The 23,992-nt window shown below is 40.1% G+C and carries 24 protein-coding genes; 12 read left to right on the top strand and 12 right to left on the bottom strand.

Annotation, left to right across the window (positions count from 1 at the left end):
• The first annotated feature begins 211 nt into the window (after positions 1-211).
• The gene (locus tag ACMZOO_RS18630) at positions 212-604 is read left to right on the top strand and encodes a hypothetical protein (RefSeq protein WP_440906391.1); all 393 of its coding nucleotides are present in this window, start codon (positions 212-214) and stop codon (positions 602-604) included.
• 120 nt (positions 605-724) lie between these two features.
• Entirely contained in the window at positions 725-1,621 is an 897-nt protein-coding gene (locus ACMZOO_RS18635; protein WP_440906392.1) for a GIY-YIG nuclease family protein, read from the top strand.
• Between the two features lie 464 nt (positions 1,622-2,085).
• Here the strand turns inward: ACMZOO_RS18635 and ACMZOO_RS18640 are convergent, their stop codons facing one another.
• From ACMZOO_RS18640 to ACMZOO_RS18675, 8 genes are all read right to left on the bottom strand, one after another.
• The gene (locus ACMZOO_RS18640) at positions 2,086-2,790 is read right to left on the bottom strand and encodes an SDR family NAD(P)-dependent oxidoreductase (protein WP_440906393.1); all 705 of its coding nucleotides are present in this window, start codon (positions 2,788-2,790) and stop codon (positions 2,086-2,088) included.
• Between the two features lie 170 nt (positions 2,791-2,960).
• Positions 2,961-3,503, bottom strand: a complete 543-nt coding sequence (locus ACMZOO_RS18645; protein ID WP_440906394.1) for a hypothetical protein — start codon at positions 3,501-3,503, stop codon at positions 2,961-2,963.
• A gap of 12 nt (positions 3,504-3,515) precedes the next feature.
• Positions 3,516-5,588, bottom strand: coding sequence for an LruC domain-containing protein (locus ACMZOO_RS18650; protein ID WP_440906395.1), 2,073 nt, complete (start codon positions 5,586-5,588; stop codon positions 3,516-3,518).
• An 11-nt stretch (positions 5,589-5,599) separates the two neighbouring features.
• Positions 5,600-6,751 carry a glycosyltransferase gene (locus ACMZOO_RS18655; RefSeq protein ID WP_440906396.1) on the bottom strand — a complete coding sequence of 384 codons (1,152 nt, stop codon included), beginning with the start codon at positions 6,749-6,751 and terminating at the stop codon, positions 5,600-5,602.
• Positions 6,744-7,460, bottom strand: coding sequence for an acyltransferase (locus ACMZOO_RS18660; RefSeq protein WP_440906397.1), 717 nt, complete (start codon positions 7,458-7,460; stop codon positions 6,744-6,746). The genes ACMZOO_RS18655 and ACMZOO_RS18660 overlap by 8 nt, the downstream gene beginning before the upstream one ends.
• A 42-nt stretch (positions 7,461-7,502) precedes the next feature.
• Entirely contained in the window at positions 7,503-8,873 is a 1,371-nt protein-coding gene (locus ACMZOO_RS18665; protein ID WP_440906398.1) for an O-antigen ligase family protein, read from the bottom strand.
• Positions 8,866-10,260: a lipopolysaccharide biosynthesis protein gene (locus ACMZOO_RS18670; protein WP_440906399.1), complete on the bottom strand. Its 1,395-nt coding sequence runs from the start codon at positions 10,258-10,260 to the stop codon at positions 8,866-8,868. The genes ACMZOO_RS18665 and ACMZOO_RS18670 overlap by 8 nt, the downstream gene beginning before the upstream one ends.
• A complete protein-coding gene (locus tag ACMZOO_RS18675) occupies positions 10,257-11,417 on the bottom strand; it encodes a glycosyltransferase (protein ID WP_440906400.1) in 1,161 nt (386 codons plus the stop codon). The genes ACMZOO_RS18670 and ACMZOO_RS18675 overlap by 4 nt, the downstream gene beginning before the upstream one ends.
• A 270-nt stretch (positions 11,418-11,687) precedes the next feature.
• On the opposite strand from ACMZOO_RS18675, the gene ACMZOO_RS18680 reads away from it, so the two are divergent.
• From ACMZOO_RS18680 to ACMZOO_RS18695, 4 genes are read left to right on the top strand one after another with little or no spacing between them, the layout of a single operon-like run.
• Positions 11,688-12,605: a glycosyltransferase family 2 protein gene (locus ACMZOO_RS18680; protein WP_440906401.1), complete on the top strand. Its 918-nt coding sequence runs from the start codon at positions 11,688-11,690 to the stop codon at positions 12,603-12,605.
• Positions 12,606-12,619: 14 nt separating this feature from the next.
• A complete protein-coding gene (locus ACMZOO_RS18685; RefSeq protein ID WP_440906402.1) occupies positions 12,620-13,042 on the top strand; it encodes a response regulator in 423 nt (140 codons plus the stop codon).
• Between the two features lies 1 nt (position 13,043).
• Positions 13,044-14,279 (top strand): response regulator, encoded by a 1,236-nt coding sequence (locus ACMZOO_RS18690; RefSeq protein ID WP_440906403.1) that lies wholly within the window; start codon positions 13,044-13,046, stop codon positions 14,277-14,279.
• Between the two features lie 10 nt (positions 14,280-14,289).
• Entirely contained in the window at positions 14,290-15,672 is a 1,383-nt protein-coding gene (locus tag ACMZOO_RS18695; protein ID WP_440906404.1) for a sensor histidine kinase, read from the top strand.
• Here the strand turns inward: ACMZOO_RS18695 and ACMZOO_RS18700 are convergent.
• The gene (locus ACMZOO_RS18700) at positions 15,645-17,693 is read right to left on the bottom strand and encodes an ATP-binding protein (RefSeq protein ID WP_440906405.1); all 2,049 of its coding nucleotides are present in this window, start codon (positions 17,691-17,693) and stop codon (positions 15,645-15,647) included. The genes ACMZOO_RS18695 and ACMZOO_RS18700 overlap by 28 nt on opposite strands.
• Positions 17,694-17,827: 134 nt before the next feature.
• Positions 17,828-18,187, bottom strand: a complete 360-nt coding sequence (locus tag ACMZOO_RS18705; RefSeq protein WP_440906406.1) for an Hpt domain-containing protein — start codon at positions 18,185-18,187, stop codon at positions 17,828-17,830.
• On the opposite strand from ACMZOO_RS18705, the gene ACMZOO_RS18710 reads away from it, so the two are divergent.
• Entirely contained in the window at positions 18,186-19,217 is a 1,032-nt protein-coding gene (locus ACMZOO_RS18710; RefSeq protein WP_440906407.1) for a glycosyltransferase family 4 protein, read from the top strand. The genes ACMZOO_RS18705 and ACMZOO_RS18710 overlap by 2 nt on opposite strands.
• Before the next feature lie 17 nt (positions 19,218-19,234).
• Here the strand turns inward: ACMZOO_RS18710 and ACMZOO_RS18715 are convergent, their stop codons facing one another.
• Positions 19,235-19,939 (bottom strand): substrate-binding periplasmic protein, encoded by a 705-nt coding sequence (locus tag ACMZOO_RS18715; protein WP_440906408.1) that lies wholly within the window; start codon positions 19,937-19,939, stop codon positions 19,235-19,237.
• A gap of 223 nt (positions 19,940-20,162) precedes the next feature.
• Between ACMZOO_RS18715 and ACMZOO_RS18720 the strand changes: the two genes are divergently transcribed.
• Genes ACMZOO_RS18720 through ACMZOO_RS18735 form a run of 4 tightly spaced genes read left to right on the top strand, consistent with a single transcriptional unit; the run spans position 20,163 to position 21,859 of the window.
• Positions 20,163-20,387, top strand: a complete 225-nt coding sequence (locus tag ACMZOO_RS18720) for a DUF4177 domain-containing protein (RefSeq protein ID WP_016956639.1) — start codon at positions 20,163-20,165, stop codon at positions 20,385-20,387.
• On the top strand, positions 20,380-20,604 hold the full coding sequence (gene yidD / locus ACMZOO_RS18725) for a membrane protein insertion efficiency factor YidD (protein ID WP_440906409.1): 225 nt from the start codon (positions 20,380-20,382) through the stop codon (positions 20,602-20,604). The genes ACMZOO_RS18720 and yidD overlap by 8 nt, the downstream gene beginning before the upstream one ends.
• 22 nt (positions 20,605-20,626) lie before the next feature.
• Positions 20,627-21,019: a TM2 domain-containing protein gene (locus ACMZOO_RS18730; protein WP_440906410.1), complete on the top strand. Its 393-nt coding sequence runs from the start codon at positions 20,627-20,629 to the stop codon at positions 21,017-21,019.
• A gap of 45 nt (positions 21,020-21,064) precedes the next feature.
• Positions 21,065-21,859: a M48 family metallopeptidase gene (locus ACMZOO_RS18735; protein ID WP_440906411.1), complete on the top strand. Its 795-nt coding sequence runs from the start codon at positions 21,065-21,067 to the stop codon at positions 21,857-21,859.
• Here ACMZOO_RS18735 and lldD read toward each other — a convergent pair.
• On the bottom strand, positions 21,851-22,981 hold the full coding sequence (gene lldD, locus ACMZOO_RS18740; protein ID WP_440906412.1) for an FMN-dependent L-lactate dehydrogenase LldD: 1,131 nt from the start codon (positions 22,979-22,981) through the stop codon (positions 21,851-21,853). The two genes, ACMZOO_RS18735 and lldD, sit on opposite strands and share 9 nt — an antisense overlap.
• Before the next feature lie 98 nt (positions 22,982-23,079).
• On the opposite strand from lldD, the gene ACMZOO_RS18745 reads away from it, so the two are divergent.
• Positions 23,080-23,985, top strand: a complete 906-nt coding sequence (locus tag ACMZOO_RS18745) for a LysR substrate-binding domain-containing protein (RefSeq protein WP_440906413.1) — start codon at positions 23,080-23,082, stop codon at positions 23,983-23,985.
• Positions 23,986-23,992 lie beyond the last annotated feature (7 nt).

Raw genomic sequence — 23,992 nt, forward strand, 5'->3', positions numbered from 1 at the left:
ATTTTTTCGACATGATTAGATTATATGTCGATTCAATCGACATGAATTGGTTTAGGTGTATAAACTAATCGATTTACTAATTTTTATCCCAAGCATAGAAACGAATTTTTTGAGAGATAGCGCTGGCGTACAATCTATTTATTTGTTATCAATATTGAAATTAGAAAAACGACCCCGTGGGTCGGTATTAAATTGTTCGGTGTTCTCTGGTATGCACTTGAAAATTCAATGTATTCTCATATTAATGACCGCAGTGTTTGCTGCTTTTAATGGTTATGAGGAGCAATTGGGCAGTGTTGGTAATATTGGAACCGCTGTTATTTATGCTCTTGTAGCAGGCTCTTTCAGTGTGGTTGTACACTTTATCGCTCACAAGTTGCTGCCGAAATATTCTAAACCTTATTGTGTCACAGCTTATGCTTCGGCGTTGTTTGGGTTTATTGGTTTTGTATATTATGCGTCAAACGGTAAAGCAGATAGTTTAGAAAGTGCAGCGCATATGCATGTGATCGTGTTTCCAATCTTACACACAATGCTGGCAATTTTGTTGTTTGTTGCCGCCACTATTTGGGGTGCCGTTTTGCGGTTTAATCGCAAAGTTTAGCCTCGCAAACCATACAAAGCTTTAAATCGGATTCGTAACAGTTGGCTCGGTTCCGCTTCGCTTTACATTATAACCAACTATTACTAACCGCTTAAGGCGGCGTTAGATGCTAGGAAAACTATGAGCATTGGAATAACAATAAGAATATATCTGGATGATGGATTAATTACTGGAATTCGTCACGCTGAGATCGTCAATTGGACTGGGCAGGCTATTTCTGCACCTAGAACTAAAATCAAGCAGCTTTCCGGTTGGCCCGAATCACAAAAGCCCGGTGTATATTTTTTGTTTGGTGTGGATGATGAATCTGGTGGACAAGCCTTATATATTGGCGAAGCGGAAAATGTTCTTGATCGCTTAGGTAATCACCTTGCAAACAAGGATTTTTGGAATGAAGTAATATTCTTCACAAGCAAGGATGAAAACCTGACTAAATCTCACGTGAAATATTTAGAATCAAGGTTAATTCAACTAGCAAAAGTAGCGACTCGCTATGTTTTACTAAATGGTAATGAACCTCAGCTTTCATCTCTTCCGAGAGGTGATAGAGATTCAATGGAAGAATTCATTGGCAATCTGCGTACTTTGTTAGGTGTTATGGGGCATAAGGCTTTAGAGCCTATTGCAAGTCATGAAACCATACTAAAAGAAGAAAAAACCGACGTGCCAAACGGTAAAGAGACAATAGAACAAGTTTTCAACCTCAATATTAAAAGTGTGAGCGCTAGGGCAATAGTAAGTAATGAAGGGGTCATTGTTTTAGAAGGCTCAACTATTTCTGGCATCGTTAAGGAGAGCCTCTCTGGCGGCTATAAAAAATTACGTACTCAGCTTATTGAAAGTGGAGTTTTATCTTCTCAGGATGGGTCCTTCGTGTTTACTAAAGATCAACTTTTTACTAGTCCATCTCAGGCGGCGGCCATTATTGTTGGCTATGCAATAAACGGTAGGCATTCTTGGCAGACTGGGGAAGGAGTGTCCCTAAAGCAAATCGAGGAAAGTAGTGAAAGCATCTAACAAGCGCATGTTGCTGGACTGGTTTTCCGCTGCGCTCCAAACCTGCCGCAAATGCAGGCGTTATGGCAGTATCATCGGGTAAATCTCAAGCAGTTATCGTGAGCATTTGGTGTCCTGTGTAGTGTTGTATAACGAAGTCTACAGGCTTCTTGAATCCAAAGTAGAAAAAGAAAAATTAGCGCATTATCTATCAAAGCATTGGAGAGTTGCATACATATCCAAAGCTGAAGCAAAGTTACTTGATTCAAAAGATCAGTTAAATTTGAAAAAGTGCATGCCAGAAGGTTGGGCTTTTGAAACGGGTTGTACATTCGCCCGGCTAAAACTAGTTAGCCGACTCTATCCTAGAGATACGCTTCCGCTTTTGACAAATTTGAGACTCTAAGCTCGTTGGGATTCACTTCGTTCGTCCCAACTTACATAACGATTTCTACAGTAATGTTTAATCTTCTGGCAGGCACAAATTAAGGCAACACCTCTGCCCCATCCCATGCAAAACATTTTCCGCTATCTTGCGCGGTTAGGGCATTCATTACCTGCCAGAGTTTTTTTGCCGAATAGTCAGGGGTAAAGAGTTTGCCTTGTGGAACATTTTTTTGAAATGGCAGTGACAAGTCACTGTCGACTGTACCTGGGTGCAACCCAACAACAATTGCTTGTTTGTTGCTACGGGCAGTTTCTATCGCGGCTGTTTTAATCAACATATTGAGTGCGGCTTTGGATGCACGATAGGCATACCAACCGCCTAACCTGTTGTCTGAAATACTGCCTATTCGTGCCGACAGCACTGCAAAGAGCGAGCTTTGTTGTTTATTTAGTTTTGGTAAACAGTGTTTAGCGATTAATGCTGGGATTATGCTGTTTGCTTGGAAAATATGTGCTAGGTTGTCGGCCGATATATCCTTTAGCGATTTTTCTGGTTTAATTGAGTCTGTATGTAAAATGCCAGTTGCAACTATAATTATGTCAATTTTGCCTGTTTGTGAGGTTATGTTGGCAGCTTTAGCAATTGAGTCTTCACTGTTGTAATCAACCGGAAATTCTCTGCTATTTTGTGAAAATGGGTAGATATTGGCGTTGGGGTATAGGGTTTTAAACAGCTTTACAAAGGCATTACCAATTGCGCCTGACGCGCCGAATATCAGGATGTTTTTGGCATTTATCGGCATTTATATTTTCCTATCAAAACAGCTTAATAGTTATAGGAAAAACATAGCTTAATGGATCAACGTTTTATTAGGTTCTTGCCAGCCAATATTGCGGACGCAGTCTGTGTATTGGCTTCACGCAGGGAAATATTCCATTTTCCCTGCCCCCTTTAACTCAACCGTGTAACAAACTACCTAACTTGCCAGTTCATCCCATTAGCGCGTTGCCATTTGTATTGTTGGCGTTGGTTGCTGCCGTCTAAATGCCAGATTGCCATTGATAAACTATCAATGTGGTTTGGCAATTCTATGTCGGCGTTGATTATGCCATTGGTCATTTTTCCTCTAAATAAGCAGTCAGCGTATTTATTGGCTTTGTTTACTACTTGGCAAACACTTACATAGGCAGCTGTGCTACTTAAGCTAGCGATTTCAATATCCAAAGTCAGTTTATTGCTGTTGGTAAATTCAAAGTTTTGATCAACCGTTAGGTCGCCAAAACTTTTGGCTTGTACTTCAGGCTCTACTTGCTGCTGAGTAGATTGTTGTGCTGTTTCTACTTGCTGTTGTTCGGCGTCATTTTTTACCGCACTGGTACTTGTGGTATTTGTGCTAGTCGTATTGCTGCTTGCATCACTGGCATCACTACCACCGCCGCCACAAGCCACTGTGGTTGTTAGTAAAAGTATTGTTGTGATGTATTTGATCGACTGGTTCATTGATAAAGTATTCATAATATCGACCTCTTAACGATTAATAATAATTCGGTTGGCACGCGCTTTATTTTGGCGATACCAAGTTTTGTTTTGATTACCAGCAGAGAGCACATAATCGATAAACTCTGGGTAGGCTTCGGCTAAATCCACTTGCTCAACTGGGTGTGACCATAGTTCTGGTATTTCGACCGCCCAAGGTAAACCTTGGTCATTTTGAAAAGTTATCCCTTGTGCAGCAAAAGATGCATCGTCATTCATGCCCCAATACAAAGGATTAAACTTGCTTGATACCTTTTTATTTTTTAGATGCACTTCTAAGCCTCGACCCGGTGGTGAAACAAACATGCTGCCGTGATATTTATCCGGAGTGGCAAAAATAAATGGGTTTAATAAACCACTTGGTGCTTGTGCTAGTTCAACCGGATTAACCAAAGGCACGGTAATTAAAAAACTTAAATGATTAACTTCGTCGCAGCCGACTTGAGTGCGGTAATAACCACAGTCTTGTGATTTTTCAAGGTGCTGCCAAACGTCTTGTGCAATAATCACCACAGCATCGTCATTCGCTGCGTTTGCTTCGAGTGCTGAATTTAACTGCTGTAAGTCGTTTAATTCATAACGCATTTGCGCTTGATTAACATTGCTGGTGCTAATGCCATCTAATTGCACAGCAAAACCATTATGGTACTGAGCACCAACCGCGATAATTGAGCCGATAATGTCGTAGCGGATCACTTGGTTAAGCTCATTGACATATTGTTTAACTCTGTAGGTGGCAACCACATCGTTCATATCAAAATCGCCTAATGCTGGCCATTTATCTTCAAAGGCGACACTTGTCATACCTTGGCTACTTGGGTAGTGAATAACTGAAATGTTTTCTTTGGTCACATCAATTTCAATGTCTTCTACTTCACCGTCAGACACGCCACCTTTAGGGCCTATTGCCGCTGTGGTTGAATATCGAAAACGCGCCCAGGTATTGCCCTGCACTGCATCTGCAGGTACATCAATCACAACAATGTTTTCGCCTGTTGTTAAACTTTGGTCTGTAACCACTTGTTCAGCTAAATCAAATTGGCCGTTTTGGTTCCAATCGACCCAAGCGTTTAAATAACCTTCACCGACAGCTTCTACCAATACAATTGAATCTAAGCCAGTTAATAAACCAGTGGCGAACTCCACGCCGTCACCATCTCCGCCTGTTTCACTGCCTAGATACAGGGTTTCAGAAACCAAATGGCGTGGGCCGTTATCTTCAACACTAATGCCATAAGATGCTGGTGCATTACCAAAATCGACCGTTTGTACTTGTGTCTGTGATTGATTAAATATTTCAGCCATAGCACAGCGCGCACCATCGTTATTGGAAGACGCGGGTCCATAGGCAAAAAATTCTGCGCTTGGCGACTCTGCTGCGACATCTATGCGATAGATATATCCATCTGAATTGCGGCTGATATATAACCAACCATCCGCATCAAAATAAGCTGCGCCAAATGTGCCGGACTGTCCAACATTAGATAAGGTTTTTACTTGTAAGCTATTGATATCGATTTGATGCAAATTACCATTGCGATCAACTGCATAGAGTAAATCTGTGGTTGGATGAAAAGCAAAATCGTAAATTGCCAGATTAAGCGTTGCGCCGTCGACTATTTTTACCGCGTTTAAATAATCAGGCAAAGATGCATCTAAATTCACTTTATATAAACCGTACGCAGAGCCTGGGCGATACATGAAATAACTATTTTCATTTAAGTGCACATCACCAACATAAAATGATCTATCCGGTAAGTTACTGACCGCCAAAGGTTGTACTTGATAGTCGCGGCCTATTTTGACAATGTCTTGGAATTCATTTGAATAGGCATATAAGTAGTTATCGGCAAAATTAAACCCCATAGCATTGAGTTTGCTGCTGGTCGCCATAGACGAGCTGAGCTGCGCAGTCGCACCAGTTAATAAATCAACCTCGTACAGTTTGGCTACCGAATCCTGAATTAAAAATGCAGGTGCAGGGCAGCTTTCTAACGGCTCTGCAATGGCAGAAACAGAAGTCACAATGCTGCTAGCGATTATTAAGTTGTTTAAATACTTCATACTTAACCTCGTTAAACTTGTGCAAAAGAAAATTTGCGCATCATCTGGAAAATAATTTGCTCGGCTTTGTTGCCCCAGCTTTGTGTTTGTAACCACAAAGCGAGCGAGAGTTTGTTGTGTTCGTTTGTATTGACTGATTGTTCGAGCAACTGAACAAAGTGTTCTTTCGAGTTTGCAATGTTTAGGTAGTCGGCCATTGCCTCAGCAGCTGGGTATCGGGTGGTGACGACAGGCGTTTTGGCCGCTAGGTATTCAGTTAATTTCAGCGGATTGCAGGCCAGGATTTGTTCATTTAAAGCAAAAGGCAAAATAGACACATCCCAATGCTGTGAAAAACCAGGTAATTGGTGATGCGCAACTGCCGGAATAAAATGGCAGTTATTAAATTTTTCTAAGCTGCTGATATCTATGCAAGGTTTACCAACAAAAACAAACTGATAATCAGGTTTGTGTTCAACGCAATGCTGAATTAACTCAATATCCAACCAGCTTGAAATTGAGCCATAAAAACCAACTACAGGCTGACCCAAACTTTTAATCTCAGCCAGTCTTGGGTCTATTACCGTTGGTGTTGCGAATAAATCGTAGTTAACGCCATGAGTAGATAAAAACGATTTTGCAGGCGGAAATTTATTGTTTAATACATCACTGGCTGAAATGACTAAGTCTGCACGTTCAACCAATTTTGCTTCCCACTCGGCGACCATCTCGTGGTCAACTCCTGCTAATGCAGAAAAATCATCACCACAGTAATAAACAACTAAGTCATCTTTTGCTGGTTTAATTAAGCTAAAGGCGGTAGGTAGCGACAACCAATAAACACGTTTAACTTCTTTACTGGCCGGTTGTAACAACAATTGTTGATGCATTAACCAAGTGTTTAAACTATTCACCCAAGGTTTGTTGTGCCAAGGCAAAACTTTAGGCGCAAGCTTTTGCGTGAAATAATGTTGCTCTTGCTCGGCTTGTTCGCTATCAAAACGACACATATCCAATACTTTTTCGCCAACGCGTTTAATGTCTGTTGCTGATAAGCTTGGTGAACGCATACCAACTGAGTTGACCCAAATTACTGGATATAACTGACTAATATGATGAAATAAATGTTGTGTGCTGCTTGGGTGTCTACCCCAGTCTTCACCAAAAACGATAAACTCAAACATAATCAACCTCCGGTAATTTACGTACTACTTTGGCAGGGTTACCTGCAACTATGTTGCCAGCTTCAACGTCTTTGGTTACCACAGCACCGGCTGCAACTATTGCCCCTTTGCCTATGGTGACACCTGCTAATATGGTTGCGCCTGTACCCACCCAAACATCGTCGTGCAAAATAATATCGCCTACTTGGTTGTCTAAATCGGCTAAACCAGCAGCGCGGTCTTGTGCATTCATTGGGTGGCCAGGGTAGCCCGCTAAAAACACTCGGCCAGCCAAACGCACGTTATTGCCTAATTCAATTTTGCTGCCAACGGCTAAGGTGTTTTGCCAGCCGATGTCTACGTTATCACCTGTAATTAACTCAGGTGTTTGTTGGCTCGCACCACGGCCACAAATGGTGCTAATACCAGACACTCTATTATTTGCGCCTAATGAAACCTTTATATTGCCGAGCAACAAAGGCATGCCAGAATACAAATATAAGTTTTTTGGACTGTGTCCCATACGCGCTTTAAACATTGGGGTGTAGTACAAAACTCGACTGATAAATTGCAAAGAATTACTAATAAATTGATGGGTTGACCACATGGCGTAATGCACCACAGGTACAACAGGAATTTGCATATTGAGAATATTTTTCAAAATGCGACGACAACTTTTCGCATTTTGCGACTGACCGCTGCGGATCCAATCTACTGATTGTCTAATCATCTAACGTCTCCCACAAACCAATTACTAAATTGATAAAAAAATTTATGTTCGAGTAGACTGTTGCAAGCGGCTCGCCAAATTATCCAAAGCAATTGCCATAGCTAAAATAATATAGATAGGCCAGTTGAAAGCCTGCGTTAGAAAGGTGCCTGAGACACAAAAGGCAGTGAATCCAGCTAATAATGAACGGGCGTTCAGTTCAATTTGTGGATCTTTTAGTTGTTCACTTAATTGCAAAATGCGACGCAAAGTGCGAAACAAAGTGACCAATAGCAAAATAAAAATAAATAATCCGACAAAACCCATTTCAGCTAATACTTGAAACCAAGTGCTGTGTACCGCGTGGTTTTTGCCATCCCAATGTGGGCTATAAAAAAAGTAGTTGGAAAAAAAGTTATCTATGCCCACACCGGTTAACGGATTGGCTAACGCCATATTAAACGCTGCTTGCCAAGCATAAATGCGCCCCATGGCTGACTCGTCTACTCCGTCTTCCGCTGCCCCTCCACTTTGCCGATCGCTAATACCAGCAAATACCGCCAGCACCATAAGGGCAACACCACCGACAGCTGCGGTAATAATTGGATTTTTAATTTTGTGATATAAAAACAAACCGAGCACTGCGCAGATACCCAGCAAACCGCCGCGGCTTTGGGTAGCGATTACCCCACTGATAACTAAAATAAGCCCCACCAATGCCAACAACTGGCGAAAACGCGAACCAGTGCGAATAAAAACTTCTGCGGCCAAAAACGACACAGGGAAAAGCAAGACCAAAGATAAATCGTTGGGATCACCAATTTGTGAGCGTAACTCACGTGAAATAGTCACGCGTGTGCCTTCAACCAAACCTATGCCATTGGCTTTGTTGTACAAAGCCACCAAAGCAATAGCCACACCCGAACACATAATGCCCAAGCGCACCCAATTAAACTCTTTAATATTACGCAGCCACCAACTAATGGCGATCGCCATAATAAACATTTTGGTTAAGTTGCCACTCCAATAGGCCATAGCCAAACCACGGTTACTTGCTGCCAACATGCACACTGTCATCCACACAAAACACACAGTTAAAATGGCGTGGCCAGAATGCCAGCTAGGTTGTAATTTTCGGCTAATAAATAAGTGCCAACCTATACCCATAAGTGAAGCAAGCGCGAGCATTTTCGGTATTTTAAATGGCATTAAAAATGGAAAAGCTTCGTGCAGGCGAAAGTAAGTAAATAGAATAAATAAGATCAGCAAAGCACATGCTGCATTTAGCGCAAACACCAATAAAAACGGCACAAGTGTCATAGCCAATGCGGCAAATATACCCAGCTTAAAATAGGCGGCTAACATGCAGCAAATAACCAACATGGCATATAAACTATGCACTTGTTTGTCGTTCATATGAAAGTGTTTAAGCATACGCCACCCTAAATACTTTTTGCCATAAAGCAGTATGTTGTTTATAGGTGATCAGCAATAAGCATACCGCCGGCAATATCAGTAAATAACTAGGCAAACTAGCAAGCGCAAATACACAAGCCAATAAAAAGGCCAACCAGCTGAGGAAAATTGATTTTAGTTGATAGGGCAAAGCTTGTAATTGTTGGCTAATAGACCAAAACAGCACAGCACGTGTGATATAACCAATTAGCAGTGCATAAAATACTCCGTCAATGCCGACTAACTTGGGTAATACAGCCAAAGCACACACAATAACAGCTGCGGAAATAAAGTTAATGACAGGCACAAAACGCGCGTTTTGTTTAGCATAACAGCCTAAGTTAAACAGCTCGGCATGGGTTTTAACGACAAACAATAGGGTTAATATTGTGATGTAATCTGCCGCTGGGGCAAAGCTTTGCGGCATTAACCAAATGAGTAAACTAGGACCAAACATTAACATGGTTATCGATAGCATTTGGCAAATTTGTAAACCGAGTAAAGCTTTATTCGCTGCTTGATTTGGGTTGTATTTGGCTACATCAAACCTGCGTGCAAACCACCATAATCTAAATGGCTCTAATGCAAATGACAGCCCCAACACAAATTGGCCAGCAACAAAATATTGCGCCAATTGCTCAGCGCCAAATAAACCTGCAATAAACCAATTTTCTGCACCACTTAAGCCATACATACATAAAGCTGACAATAAAATCATCGACATATATTTCAGCATTTGCCGATTAGGCAATTGAATTTTCATATGTTTGAGTGGATTGGCAAAATAGATAATGGCGACAAAAGTTACAGCCGCAGAAAATGCACCTGCCATCAGTACAGCTTCAACTTGCCATGCAAAGTTGAGCAACAGCAAACAAGTGGCCGCTTGCACCACCACCTGCAACAAACTAAAAAACGCAAAAGCTTGTGCACGTTGGCAGATGCGCAACAAAGTAAGCGGCACAGCGATATTGCCGGTAAAAAACAGATTAATTAGGATGTAAACCAGATAGTCAGCTGGAATATCGATCGGCAAGTGTTCAGCGATATAAAAACGCAAAACATATAAAATGGAACAGACAAATAAAGATAATAACAAAACTAAAGTAAAACAATTTGCTGCGATTTGGCGCTGTTCGTTAGATATTTCACCATTGTTTTTTGCGCTAACAAAACGATACAAGGTATCGCCAACGCCCATAGTCAATAACAAACCAACCACAACAGCAAAGGTCACCAATAAATTAAGCTGGCCGTATTCAGCTGGTGACAAATAACGCGCAACTATTGGCAACATCACAATAGATACGCCTTTAGCTGCAAATACCGAGACTGTGTATAAACCAATTTGGCTTAGCGTTTTCATACACACTCCTGCTCTATCCAACCAGATAATTGTTTGGCTAATAACAGTGAGTTAAATTTTTCTTCAACCCTTTTCCGCGCAGCTAATGCCATATTTTGTCGCTGCTCATCTGTCATTCGATAAAACTGCGCTAGTACTTGTACTAAAGCCTGGCTGTTTTTTGCTGGCACTAAAAAACCAGCTTGCTGGCCAACAATATCTGGGCAACCCATAATATTGGTGGTGATCACTGGTTTACCCAGCGCCATAGCTTCTTTCAACACTAGTGGGCCTGTGTCTCTATCACCATTATCGGCAATACAAAATGGTGCTATTAGCGCATCGTATTGCTGGATATTTTCAACCAACCACGTATGCGCTTTAAATCCTAAAAATGTGACAGTGTCATTCAGTTTAAGCTGTTCAACTTGCGCACGAATTGCCTCAATTAACTGACCATTTCCAACAATATCTAGTTTAGGACGGCTTTGTGTAGGCATAGCTGCTAAGGCATCCAACAAATAACACAAACCTTTTTTTTCAACTATCCGACCTAAAAATAACAACTTATTTTTAGCAGTTAAATTAATTGGTTGCAGTGGAAAGTCATCTAAATGAATGCCACAAGGTAACAATCTAGATTCAACTTTAGTTGCCTGCTGCAAATCAGTTTGCATTTGTTTGCATACTGCAATGGGTAAATCGCAATGTGGTAAAACATTCGCAAGATAGTTTTGATCTTGATAAACATCATGGCCATGACCAATCGCCGATAATTTAATTCCGAGCAAATATTTGGCGACTAAACCATGTGATAAAGCGTGATGCAAAAAGTGACAATGAATGTGTTGCACTTGATATTGCTGGCATAAAGTCGCAATTTTAGCGCCATACCAAAGTAAACTTTTACGCAATGCTTGCGGCTGCACAGCCAAATATCGATGAACAGCGGCTAAGTTAAACACTGATTTGGTTAAACGAGTTAAAGTTTGCAACTTGGCAGCATCATTAACTTGGCAAACTTCTATGCCTAAGCGCGTTGCAACTTGCTCATCCAACAAATTAAAACAAACCACAACTATTTTGTGTCCCGCCTGCTTAAGCGCGCGTATTTCATTAATAATGAAGGTTTCTGAAGGAACAGGAAAATCGCCAACTACTATCGCTACTTTTTTCATCTGTATTACCTTTGTTCAATATTTAGTTACCAATAAAGGTACAAATATCACGCCAAAGATAAGTTGTTGATTTATATAAAAGCTTAGTGAAGTTGCATTTTTGAATTCGCAAATTGCAACATGGATATTTGCAAAATGCATTTTGCGAATAAGATTAATCCGAGCAAATAAAAAATGATTCAGAAAAACAACTACTTACCGAACATCAGAAATTGGCATCTAAATTGAATCTGTATATCCATCAATCAAAAGGTGTTGGGGTAACTTCAGATGAATGCATTAGTTTCAGTTATTATTCCTAATTACAATTGTGCTGCCTATTTACCGGCGGCGGTTAAAAGCGTATTTGCGCAAGACCTACGAGCTTTAGACATAATAATAATAGATGACGGCTCAACCGATGGGTCACTTGCTTATTTAGAAACTCTAGCGGCAGAGCATGAAAGTGTGCGTTTGGTACGTCAAGGTAATCAGGGGGTTGTTGCGGCACGAAATAAAGCGATTCAAATTGCGCGTAGTGATCTAATTGCTTTTTTAGACGCAGATGACATTTGGCAAAAGCACAAATTGGTCGAACAAGTTGGTTATATGTATAGCAATCCAGAGGTTGTTATGACATTTACCAACTATCAACATGTTACTGAGTGTGGCAAACAAATTATTGATTGTTTTTCTTATTGGGATGAATTTAACCCAGAAGAAAAACATGGTGAATATCAAAAGCTCAACAATCCACTAAATTCAATTTTAGCAACCAATGTTGTTGGCACTTCAACTGTGGTTGCGCGTAAACAAGCGTTAATTGAAGCAGGTTTGTTTGATGCTGAACTAAAGTCAGCAAGCGATTGGGACATGTGGTTGAAGTTGGCCAATATCGGTGATGTTGCATTTAGCACTAGCTGTTCAACCCATTATTTAATGCGTAGTAACTCAATTACCTCAAACCGATTAAACCGTTTAACTGCGATGCAAAATATTCTGAGTTTACATAGTCGTAATCCTAATTTAAGCAAAAAAGCTTTGGCGCATGCTTATGCGCATATTCAAGAAGGATACGCTGAATACTACCGAGAGCTTGGCGACAAGCTCTCACCTATTTGGCATGACCTGGTTGCTATATATAAGAATCCATTAATTAGAAATTTGAAACATCTCTGCCATGATTTAAAAAGAGCTGTTTGTTTTTAATAGAGGTACACACCATGACTGATAGTCGAATAAAACTACTGCTAGTGGACGATGAAAACGAAATTATTCGCGCTTTGCAGCGTTCACTACGCAAAGACTATGACATTGAAGCGACCACGTCAGCACATCAAGCATTAGAGCTGTTAGAGCAACAAAGCTTTGATGTAATTGTTTCTGACGTAAGAATGATGGAAATGGATGGCCTTGAGTTACTCGCACAATGTCAGCAAAACCACCCGCTTGTTGGGCGAATTGCCTTAACTGGATACGCGGATATGGAGGCCTGCCAACAAGCGATTGAAAACAAAACAGCCCAGTTAATTGTTTCTAAACCCTGGGAAACCTTTGAGCTAAAAAATCTAATCAATTTGGTTGCTGAACTCCAGCAAACCAAAGCTGCATTGGAAAGCTTAAAACAACAATCGGGTGGAGGGTAAAATGTCACAAGTTCAGCCTAGAATACTGATTTTAGATGATGATCTCCAAATATTGTCCGCGCTTAAACGTGTTCTGAGAAAACACTTTGCTGTGTGTGTGTTTGATGATGCGCAGGTTGCATTGCAAGCTTTAACACAAGAATTTTTTCCTGTGATTATCTCGGATATGCGTATGCCCAAAATGGATGGTGCAACCTTTTTACAAAAAAGTTTTGTTATATCGCCAAACAGTCAGCGTATTTTGTTAACTGGTTATGCAGACATAGAATCTACCATTGAAGCGGTAAACCAGGGGCATATTCAATGTTATCTGCAAAAGCCGTGGAGCAATAAAGATCTGCTTGAAAGAGTGAACTCGGCAGCACAAACAGCAGAACAAACAGTGCGACTGACGCAGATCAGCAAAAACGTACTGCACCTTGACAATATTCAAGAAAAATCACGCGAAGTGCATCGCAACTTAATAGATTTTATTGGGCAAATCTCGAACATAGAACAAGACAGCTGGATGGAGCATAACCACAGAGTTGCTCAACATATACACATACTAACGCATGAACTGAAGTGGTCTAAACAGCAAATTTTACATTGTTACTTAGCTAGCTTGTTTTATCGCCTTGGTTTAGCTATCGCTAAGGTAGAGCTAGACACAGCTTTTTATGCGCAAAATGCGAAATCGCAACAAACACAAATGGCGGCAATTGAACGAGGCGCGCAGCTACTTGCTACTTTCGAACATTTGCGCCCGGTGGCGAAATTAGTTCGTCAACTGACTCGCTATAGCCAATGTGACCACAATGACATCACAGCAATTGATTTATTGAAAGTTGTAATTGATTACGATCTTTTAGTTCAAGGGCAATTATTGCCACAAAAAATGTCTCACGAACAAACAATAAATTGGCTTTTAACTAATAACAAAAGAAGTTACTCACGTATTGTGGTTAAACACTATGCCAAATGGTTAGGTCAACAAATGCTTGGCGGTCATTCCGAGGTGAATTTATTGCTAAGTCCGCAACAAATATTGGCTTTATTAAAAGCTAATCCTAGTGAGATGAGTTTTATGTTGGTTTCGCCGGTAACGACTAGCAGCGGCAATGTGTTGATAACACAAGGACAGATGTTGAATGTCGCAAAAGTAAAACATTTAATTGAAATTGAGCAACAGCAAAAAATTCAACTGCTTGTAAGTGTTAAAAAGGTAGCAGTGTGCCAAGTGAATTTAGCCAGTTAAGGTTAAGAAAATGACCAGTATATTGCCTGAAAATATCGGTTTGCAAGCGCAAAACCACGAGTTGAAAAGACAGCTTGAGTATAGCGTGCGCCAACAACAAATGAGCCAACAGCAGTTGGAGTATATGCATTATGTTGGTTTAGTTGGTATACGTGAAAAAAACTTGGCAAATATGCTTGTACATATTGCGCAGCGTTCGCAGCAATTTTTACAGGCTAACAGTTGTGCGTATGTCGCTATACTCAAACATGAAGCGCAGCTTAAAAGCCAAGTTTGGCACAGCCCAAAAATCAAAATTCAGCACTTGGATAAGCAAAAACTGATAGCAGAACTAAAACAAAAAGAGTTTGAGTGTTGCATGTTGCCCGCTGATATTTGGCGAAACCAAAACGACAGATTTAGTTTAGTTATTTCTATGCCAATACAGTTAAATAACCAAGTATTTGGTTGCATGCTTTGGGGCATTAACGACGCGGATTTTTCGGTTGAAGAACAAATAAGTCGTATTCAAACACTAGAAAATGTGCGAACCATTGTATCTGGTGCAGTAAAAAGTGCGCATACAGAGCTGGTGTTAAAAAATCGTTTAGCAGAATTGCATGCATCAAACAAAGCACTTGCTGAAACTGAAAAACAACTGATCCGCTCTGAGCGTATGGCGGTTATAGGCCAGCTGGCGGCAGGCGTGGCGCACGAAATTAACAACCCAATTGGTTATGTGAGCAGTAACATAGAATCCTTAGATGAATATTCACGCGACCTACTCACTTTTGTAAGTGTGTTAGACGATAAAACTAAAGCCGAGATGCCAGATCTTCACTACATAATTGAAGATATACCAGAGCTATTAGCTGACACGGAAAAAGGGTTAACTCGAGTTAAAGAGATAGTTGCTGGTTTAAAAACTTTTAGTCATATAAACGAAGAAACGGATCAAGTTTTTGACTTGGGCCAATGTGTACAAGATGCGCTACTTTGTTGTCGCAATGAATTGAAATATTTAGCGGATGTTCATCACAATTTGAATGATGACTTAACCATTAAAGGCAACCGTGGGCAAATTGAACAAGTTTTAATAAACCTATTTATAAATGCCGCGCATGCCATGCAAGACAGTAATGGTTCATTGACTATAGTTGGTTATCAATTTAACGACTTAGTTAAGTTATCAATCACGGACACTGGTTGTGGTATGAGCGAACAAACCCTGTTAAAAATATTTGATCCTTTTTACACCACTAAACCTATAGGCCAAGGTACAGGTTTAGGTTTGTCTATTGCGCTAAATATCTTAGAAAAACATGCAGGTGGTATTGATATTAAAAGTGTTGAAGGCTGTGGTACCTGCATTACCTTGCAGCTGCCTTACGAGGCCATGCGTTCGGCCCAATAAGCCAATTTTTCGCGCAGCAGTGCAACATTAATTGGTTTGGTTAAAAAGTCATTCATACCCGCGTTGTCGCAGGCTTGACGGTCTTCTTCTGATACATTGGCAGTTAAAGCAATGATCGGGATGTTAAGCTCAGGCCATTGTTGGCGTATACGAATGGTTGCAAGAATGCCGTCGACCTCTGGCATCATCATATCCATTAAAATGATATCGAACTTAGCTAAACCACAGGCATCTATTGCTTCCTGGCCATTCGCAGCAATTTGTACACTATGCTCGTCTCGTTCCAATAATGCTTTTAATACCAATTGATTTGCAACATTGTCTTCTGCTAACAATACTTTTAAGTTTCGTGTTGCAGGGGCGCTGCTGGCCGGATTAGGCTTGTCGCCTTGTTGTTCAACTATCTGCGCAGGTAGCTTAGTAATAAACTCAGTACCTTGATTTAACACACTGTTGCATTCAATTGTCCCTTGCATTTTTTCAACTAAACCAGCAGCAATACTCAAGCCTAAACCTGTGCCTTCATATTTGCGATTTAAGTGTCTTTCCGCTTGCGTAAATGGGTTAAACACTTGGCGTATTTGTGTATCTGTCATACCTATGCCCGTATCTTTTACCACTATCACGAGCTGCCCGTCTAGATAATCAAATGACACAGCTACTCTGCCCTGTTGGGTAAATTTAAATGCATTACCAAGCAGGTTTAAACATATTTGCATGACTTTGGTTGCATCTAACCACAGAGCTGTTGGCATATCATTGGCGAAATTTAGCTGAAAGTTAATACCGAGTTTTTTCGCCTGGCTTTGATAGGGTTGTATTTGTGACTGAAAATATTCCTGCACTTGGCATGCTTGCGGCTTAAGTTGTATTTCGCCACTTTCAATTTGGGCAAAATCTAAGGTATCGCTAATTATCTCTTGTAACAGCAGCGCACTACTATTGGCCGCGTTGATATATTGAGCTGTTTTAGTAGATTGTTCGCCTTGCTCTGCAAATAATTGGCCTAGTAATTCTAAGTTGCCAATTATGACATTTATTGGTGTACGTATTTCATGCGACATGGTGGCTAAAAATTGTGATTTTGCTTGATTCGCTGCCTCGGCAGATTCTTTAGCGCCTTTGAGTTCAAACTCTTTTAGTTTATTAAAATGTATGTCTTTACAAGTGCCCATGTAACCACGAAAAATACCAAATTCGTCTACCATGGCAAAACCATTCATTGATACCCAGCGGTTTTCAGCTGATTTAGTTTCGATCTCAAATTCAAAATCATAAAAGTTTTGTTGTTTCTCAAGGAGAAACTCAAAATGTCGCCATTTTTTATGTTTAGACTTTTCACTTGTCGACGCCATGTCAACAAATGTATTGCCCTTAAAGTATGGATACATTTTACTTAAATGGTTTTTCTCATCTAACGAAATATAAGTGAAAACGTGTTTGTGATCGGTTTGCCAAAACCAATCCGAAGCAGATTCGGCAAATACTTTGAAACGTTTTTCGCTTTCTATTAAGGCTTTGCTTTTAGCGTTAAACATTTGGTTGAATTGGTCGCGTTGAATGATGTTAAAAGCTGCTTGTTTGATCACAGGCAGCAACGCATTTATAACTGCTTGGTCTGTATTTTTAAAAGCTTCTGGTTTGTCTGATACAGCTAAAAAGATCAACTTTTGTTGTGCTTGTTCAAATGCTATTGCGAGCCTACTGATACAAACTTGTTGCACGCCTTTCGGTTGTGCGAGCAATTCTTCTAATATGTTTTGATTATTTACTAATGCGTTATCAGCTTGTATTACCTCGCGAAAATACTTGCCTATCGGCCAATTAGTTTCTTCATATATCGAGTGGGTAGTGGCAATTTGGTAATACGCATAAGGATTAATTTGATTGAGTAGTACTAGTTGTGCGCATTCTATATGTTGTTGTAATTGGCTCAACAAAGATTGCATGATTTGTTGGTTGTCTTCACTTGTGGTGATTAGATCTATTGAATGCAATATCGAATTTGCATCTAGTTTCATACTGCAACTCCATAATGTCCATTTGCACGATTGATTTATTTGCACATTGCAAATGTATTGCATTTTGCAATTTTGCTTTTATCTAACCCGATGATTTTTAGACCGATTATTTTTGGCGCTTTTATTGAATACAGTTAGGTTAGCCAAGTTTTTCGGGCGTATTGCTGTGTGTGGGTATAACAATGTTCAAGTCGGTGTAACAAGCTTTGCATATTGTTCTGGTAATTTTGTTTTGCATCTTGCTCTATTTGCCAAGAAATTTCTGCAACCGCTATCGCTCCGTAACTTTTAGAGCTAGATTTAATGCTATGAGCAAGCCGAGTTATTTCATCAATCGATTTGGTTTGGTTTATTTGTTGATTAAGTTGGGCGATGAGTTGTTCGCATTCGGTTAAATATACTTTAATTAACTCGGCAAACACATCAGCGCCTAGCTCTTCAACCAATGGCTGGATAATTTGCTCTGAAAAATATTCATGTTGTGAGGTAGTCATGGTCACTCAGATTTATCACTTAGTTGATAGTTCAAATTACGCGGGTATAGAATCAAGTTTAGTCAATCATTGCCGTCTTTTACAACAAGCAGGTAAACAAGTTAGTTGTATTTTTTGGCGCGAGTACCCAGAAAATGTGCTGCACGACAAATTAACACAGCACAATATCCCCTATCAGTTTATGCAAGCTAGCGTACAAGAGTTTTGTGATTTTCTAAAACAATTGCCTGTAGGCGCAGTAATACATACGCATGGATATAAAGCCGGAATATTAGGTAAGCTATTTTGTGCTGTGTATAAAGTTAAATGCGTGTCAACTTATCACGCCGGTGAATGGGGGCAAGGCTGGGTTAAATTATACAACGCGGTTGATTGTGCTTTGGCGCCACTTGCGGCACACAATTTTGCAGTATCGGCTAATATTCAAAATCGTTTACCTGGCAAAAGTGAATTGTTCGCTAATTTTGTGATGAGCCAAAGCAGTAGTGAAGTGAGCACTCAAGTACTAAATAGCGAGATTAAAGCTTGTTTTATCGGTAGATTGTCACACGAAAAAGGCCCTGATATTTTTGTGCAAGTGGCTAAAAACCTTCAGCAGCTTGGTTTTAATCAATGCCAATTTGATATGTATGGAGCTGGCGCTGTTCATTTTGCGCAGGAGCAATTACCACAAAACTGCCAAATTAAAGGATTTTGCAGTAATACTGAGAAGTTGTGGGCGCAATATAATGTATTGATTATTAGTTCGCGTGCCGAAGGTTTACCTATGGTCGCGATAGAAGCAATGTTGCACGGTTGTATGGTGATTTGCACGCCAGTCGGTCAACTACCGCACATTATTCAATCTAATCAAACTGGTTTATTAGCTAAATCGACGGACGCAGAAGCACTGACTGATTGTTTGCAACTTTATATGCAACTTTCTGAAACTGAGAAAAAAACAATTGTGCAAAATGCCTATGAGCTAGCAAGTGAAATTTTTTCAGGCAAACAACAACTCAAACAACTGCTAAAAGCATACTCCAAATAAGAGTTGTATGGGTGTCATTAAAAAACTAATACGCCATTTTCTAATGACACCTCAATGCCTTCGCTGCCTTTAATGCGCTTAACCCAAGCTTGAGCTATTTGCTCCATTTCACCTGTGTCGGTTATTTCTTGTGCTGCCATTTGCCAGCGCTGCACGATATTTGTATCAGTACCTTTTGACATAGCTATGTAAACGTCTGAACGGTTTAAGACAAACACTACTTTTAACGTGTTCATCGACAGCCCCAATTCATGGGCCAAATAATGTGTTGTCAGTTTTTCTGTGGCGATAACAGGCAAGCGGTCGGCCATTAAGCGACGTAAATTTTGGCTATGGTTGGTAACCGGATGTAAGTTTTCAAAACCTAAGTTTTCAAGCCATATTGAGCGAATATCCCCACGCACAACCCCTATACCAGATATAGCACGCAATTCTTCTACATTGTTGATAGCTATCATTGAATCGCGTCTAGCATACACTAGCCATTGTTTTGATAACACGTGTTTGATCCAGTGATATTTATGCTCCCGACCTTCTGTACGAGAAAAACTAAAAAACAAGACATTTCTGTATTTGTCGGCCGTGTACAAAACCCTTACTTCTGGCATAACTTCAATTTGCGTTTTGTCTTTTAACTTTCGTTGCATAGCTTTTACAACGTCGGTTACGTAGCCGTCAACTTCACCAGATAAGTTAACAAAATTGGCTGGTGGCTCGCTCACAGTCACTATTCTTAAGGGATCAGCCTGGATAGTAGCTGCAAGAAACATTAGGCAAAAAAGGCAAAATTTCATTTGAAGCACTCAAACACAAAGTTTCTTTTAAAAAGTATAGTTTAGATAGCGAACAATTAAAGCGTGGCGATAATTTAATCGACTTGCTATGCTTTGTTCAGGTTTTGTACTAAACCTTTGTTAAGAATAAATAATGGGTTAAGGAATTATTATGGCTAAGTACGACGAATATAAAGTAATGCATGTTGTTGAAGGTGGTTGTGGAACATTATTGTTAGGCTCAAGTGGTTTGCCACTAAAAAAGTTAGAGTCTACGTTAAATCAAGAAGCTGCAAGTGGTTGGGAACTCGTTTTTCAGGTTATTGAAAATAAGAGGTTTTGGTTGTTTTGGACACGCGAAGCCGTAATTATCACGCTTGGCAGAAAAAATGGCTAAACGCCTTATTTTAGCCGCTATTCGACGCTATCAGCGCAATGGCGGCTCTAAACATTATTTTAATTTAGAGTGTAACTTCACCCCAACTTGCTCTGAATATACAGCTCAAGCAATTACTAAATATGGGGGTGTAAAAGGCATAAAGTTAGGTTTTAAGCGCATTTGCCGCTGCAACCAAAAAGACAATCCGAATATTATTGACGATCCGCTGCAATAATTTAGCTCACAGGTAAAAATTAATGGACGAACAAAGTTTACGCGAGGAAGAAGAAACGCTTCGCCAACAAATTCAAAAGCTTACCCCGGAACAAAAAAAACGTTATTACCAATTAGAAGGCCAAAGAGTTAAAGACCCAGATACCTATGCGGTTTTAAACTACTTTTTTATCACTGGTTTGCATCATTTTTATTTGGGTAAAAATCTCCAAGGTTTTATCGATTTAGCCATTTTGGCCATAGGTATCTTGTTTATAGAATATTATGGTTGGGTACTGATAATCGCCATTAGTTTGTATGAGCTTATCCAATTGTTTAACAGCCAAAACATATTGTACCAATACAATAACCAAGTAATGCGGCAAACGCTTGCTGAGGTTAGCCAGCACAATATGACAGAACAAGCGAAAATTTAATCCAACGGCTAATCAATACACTATAGAAAACATGGAATAAACACAGTGGAAGAAAAAATTGTTTTTCGAGAAGACCGCAAACAATGGTTGATTATTGGTTTGGCTATCGCCGCAGTTACAATTCTCGCAGTGTATAAAACTTACACTTATATATTGCCAACATTTTCCGAATTCGTTGCGAAGAAAATCCCAGCCGATATTGTTGTAGATATTGCTGAATCAACGATTGAAGAGTTAGACAAAGAGATTTTAAAACCAACTAATCTATCCGCGGAACAACAAAATCAGATAGATGCTTTATTTAAGCAGATGTTACAAGCTTTACCTAAAACACGCCAAAGCCAATACAAGTTACTTTATCGTAGTTGGCCTGATACGCCGAATGCTATGGCGCTGGTAGATGGACGCATAATTCTAACCGATGAACTGATTGAATTAACCGATAATCAGCAACAAATAGCGGCAATTTTGTTACATGAAATGGGCCATGTTGAACATAACCATGGGTTAGAGAATTTGGTGCAAGCTTCTACCCTTTCTATCGCTGGTTTATTATTTGTTGGTGACATTACCAGTTTGAGCGCGGTTTTAATGCAAGGTGCGGTACATGGCATAAATTTGTCTTATTCGCGGCAAGCTGAATTAGATGCGGATGAATTTGCTCATCAACATATGTTGCAACACTATCAATCGAGTGCAGCATTTTTGCAGGTATTACAAAAGCTTGCTGAACACGCGGAAAATTCAGACAAAGCAGAAAATTATTCGAGCGAGCACGATTGGTTTAGTACTCACCCGAACATCAAATCACGAATTGAGATTATGCAAAAATTAAATTAATGAATCTCGGCTTAATTCATTAATGTTTTTTGCGCCAGTTAACGTCATAGCAACACGCATTTCTTTGGCATATAGGTCAAGCAAGTTTTCAACCCCAGCTTGACCATTTGCCGCTAGCGCATAAATAAACGAGCGACCTAACATAGTTAAATCTGCGCCTAGTGCCAGCATACGCACAACATCTAAACCAGAGCGAATGCCTGAGTCGACAATTAGTTTAATATCGCCTTTCACTGCATCAGCAATTTTCGGCAATGCTTTGGCTGACGACATTACTCCATCGAGCTGACGCCCCCCGTGGTTTGATACAACAATTCCGTCTGCGCCAAACTTAACTGCATCTTTGGCATCGTCTACATCTAAAATGCCTTTAATCACCATAGGGCCATCCCAAAATTCTCGGATCCATTCAAGGTCTTTCCATGAAATTGACGGGTCAAAGTTAGCGCCTAACCAACCAATATAATCTTCTAATTTGGTTGGTGTACCTCGGTAAGTAGAGATATTGCCTAAATCATGTGGTTTACCCAATAAACCAACATCCCACGCCCATTGAGGATGCGTCATTGCTTGTAATATTCGACGCGCGGCAGCATTTTTTCCGCTCATGCCTGAATGCATATCGCGATAACGCGCACCTGGCACTGGCATATCAACGGTAAATACTAAGGTAGTTACACCAGCTGCTTTTGCACGCTCTAATACGTTTTTCATAAAGCCGCGATCTTTTAACACATACAGCTGAAACCACATGGGTCTTTCAATTGCTGGAGTAACTTCTTCAATCGGACAGACTGACACAGTTGATAAGGTAAAAGGCAAACCTTTGTTAGCCGCAGCTTTTGCAGCTTGAACTTCACCACGGCGAGCATACATGCCGGTTAAACCAACAGGTGCTAAAGCAATAGGCATATTGAGTTTTTCACCAAAAATTTCAGTGCTTAAATCTAACTCGGCCATATTGTTTAATACCCTTTGTTTTAGCGCAATATCGGCTAAATCATCGGTATTTTTTTGTAAAGTATGCTCTCGATAAGATCCACCATCTATATAGTGGAACAAAAAGGGTGGCAATTTGGCTTCGGCCGCTTTGCGGTAATCTGTTGGTGCTGAAATTATCATTTATCTAACCTTTATTTTTAGTTTTGCAAACAATAACGCTTTATCTTTTGTCGATAAATAGAAATAATGAACAACACTAATTCCAAAAACAAATAAATATGTTGGCAAACGACTTAATTCTATTTTCACAAGTAATTGAGCTTGGCAGTTTTAGCAAAGCGGCTGAGGTGAATAACTTAACCAATTCGGTGGTAAGTAAACGCATTGCTCGGCTAGAAAAAGAGTTGGGCGTGCAATTGCTCTATCGCACCACCCGCAAACTAACAGTTACTGAAGCTGGTAGTATTTTAGCGATACGCGCCAAACAAGTTGAGCAAGCAACGACAGAAGCGATACATTCAGTTTCTGGTTTAGGCGAAAAAATTGCCGGTCATATCAAAATGTCGGTGCCCACTATTTCTGGTGATTTGTTATTAGCTGAGTCGGTTGCACAATTTTGTAATCAACACCCGGGCTTAACTGTCGATATGTCGATGGATAACCGTTTTGTTGATTTAATTAATGAAGGATACGATTTAGTAATTCGCACAGGTTTATTAGAAGACTCCAGCTTAATCGCCAAACATATAATAGATTCGCAATGGGTTGTTTGTGCATCGCCCAATTACATTAAACAATATGGCAAACCACCAACCCCCAAAGCGCTGCAACAACACAATTGTTTAAAATATAGTTACCAAACCTCTGGCGCCAACGAATGGGAATTTAAATCGGATACAGGTAATTATTTCGTGCGTATTGAAGGGGCGTTTTCAACCAACAACGCCAGCGCGTTACGCAAAGCTGTGTTAGCTGGTCATGGTATTGCTTATGTACCTAGATGTTTGGTGTATCCTGATCTAGTCAGCGGCGAATTAGTCGAGTTATTTCCAAAGCTAGTTGGCAAAACTTTGGGGGTTTATGCTGTATACCCTTTTACCAAACATCCACCGAATAAAATTAAGTTATTAGTCGAACATATCAAACAAGCATATTTAAATATGTCGCATTATTTTGTGGGTTAAAATGCTA

This window comes from Catenovulum sp. SX2 (assembly GCF_052056295.1).
In the GTDB taxonomy this organism is placed as follows: Bacteria; Pseudomonadota; Gammaproteobacteria; order Enterobacterales; family Alteromonadaceae; genus Catenovulum.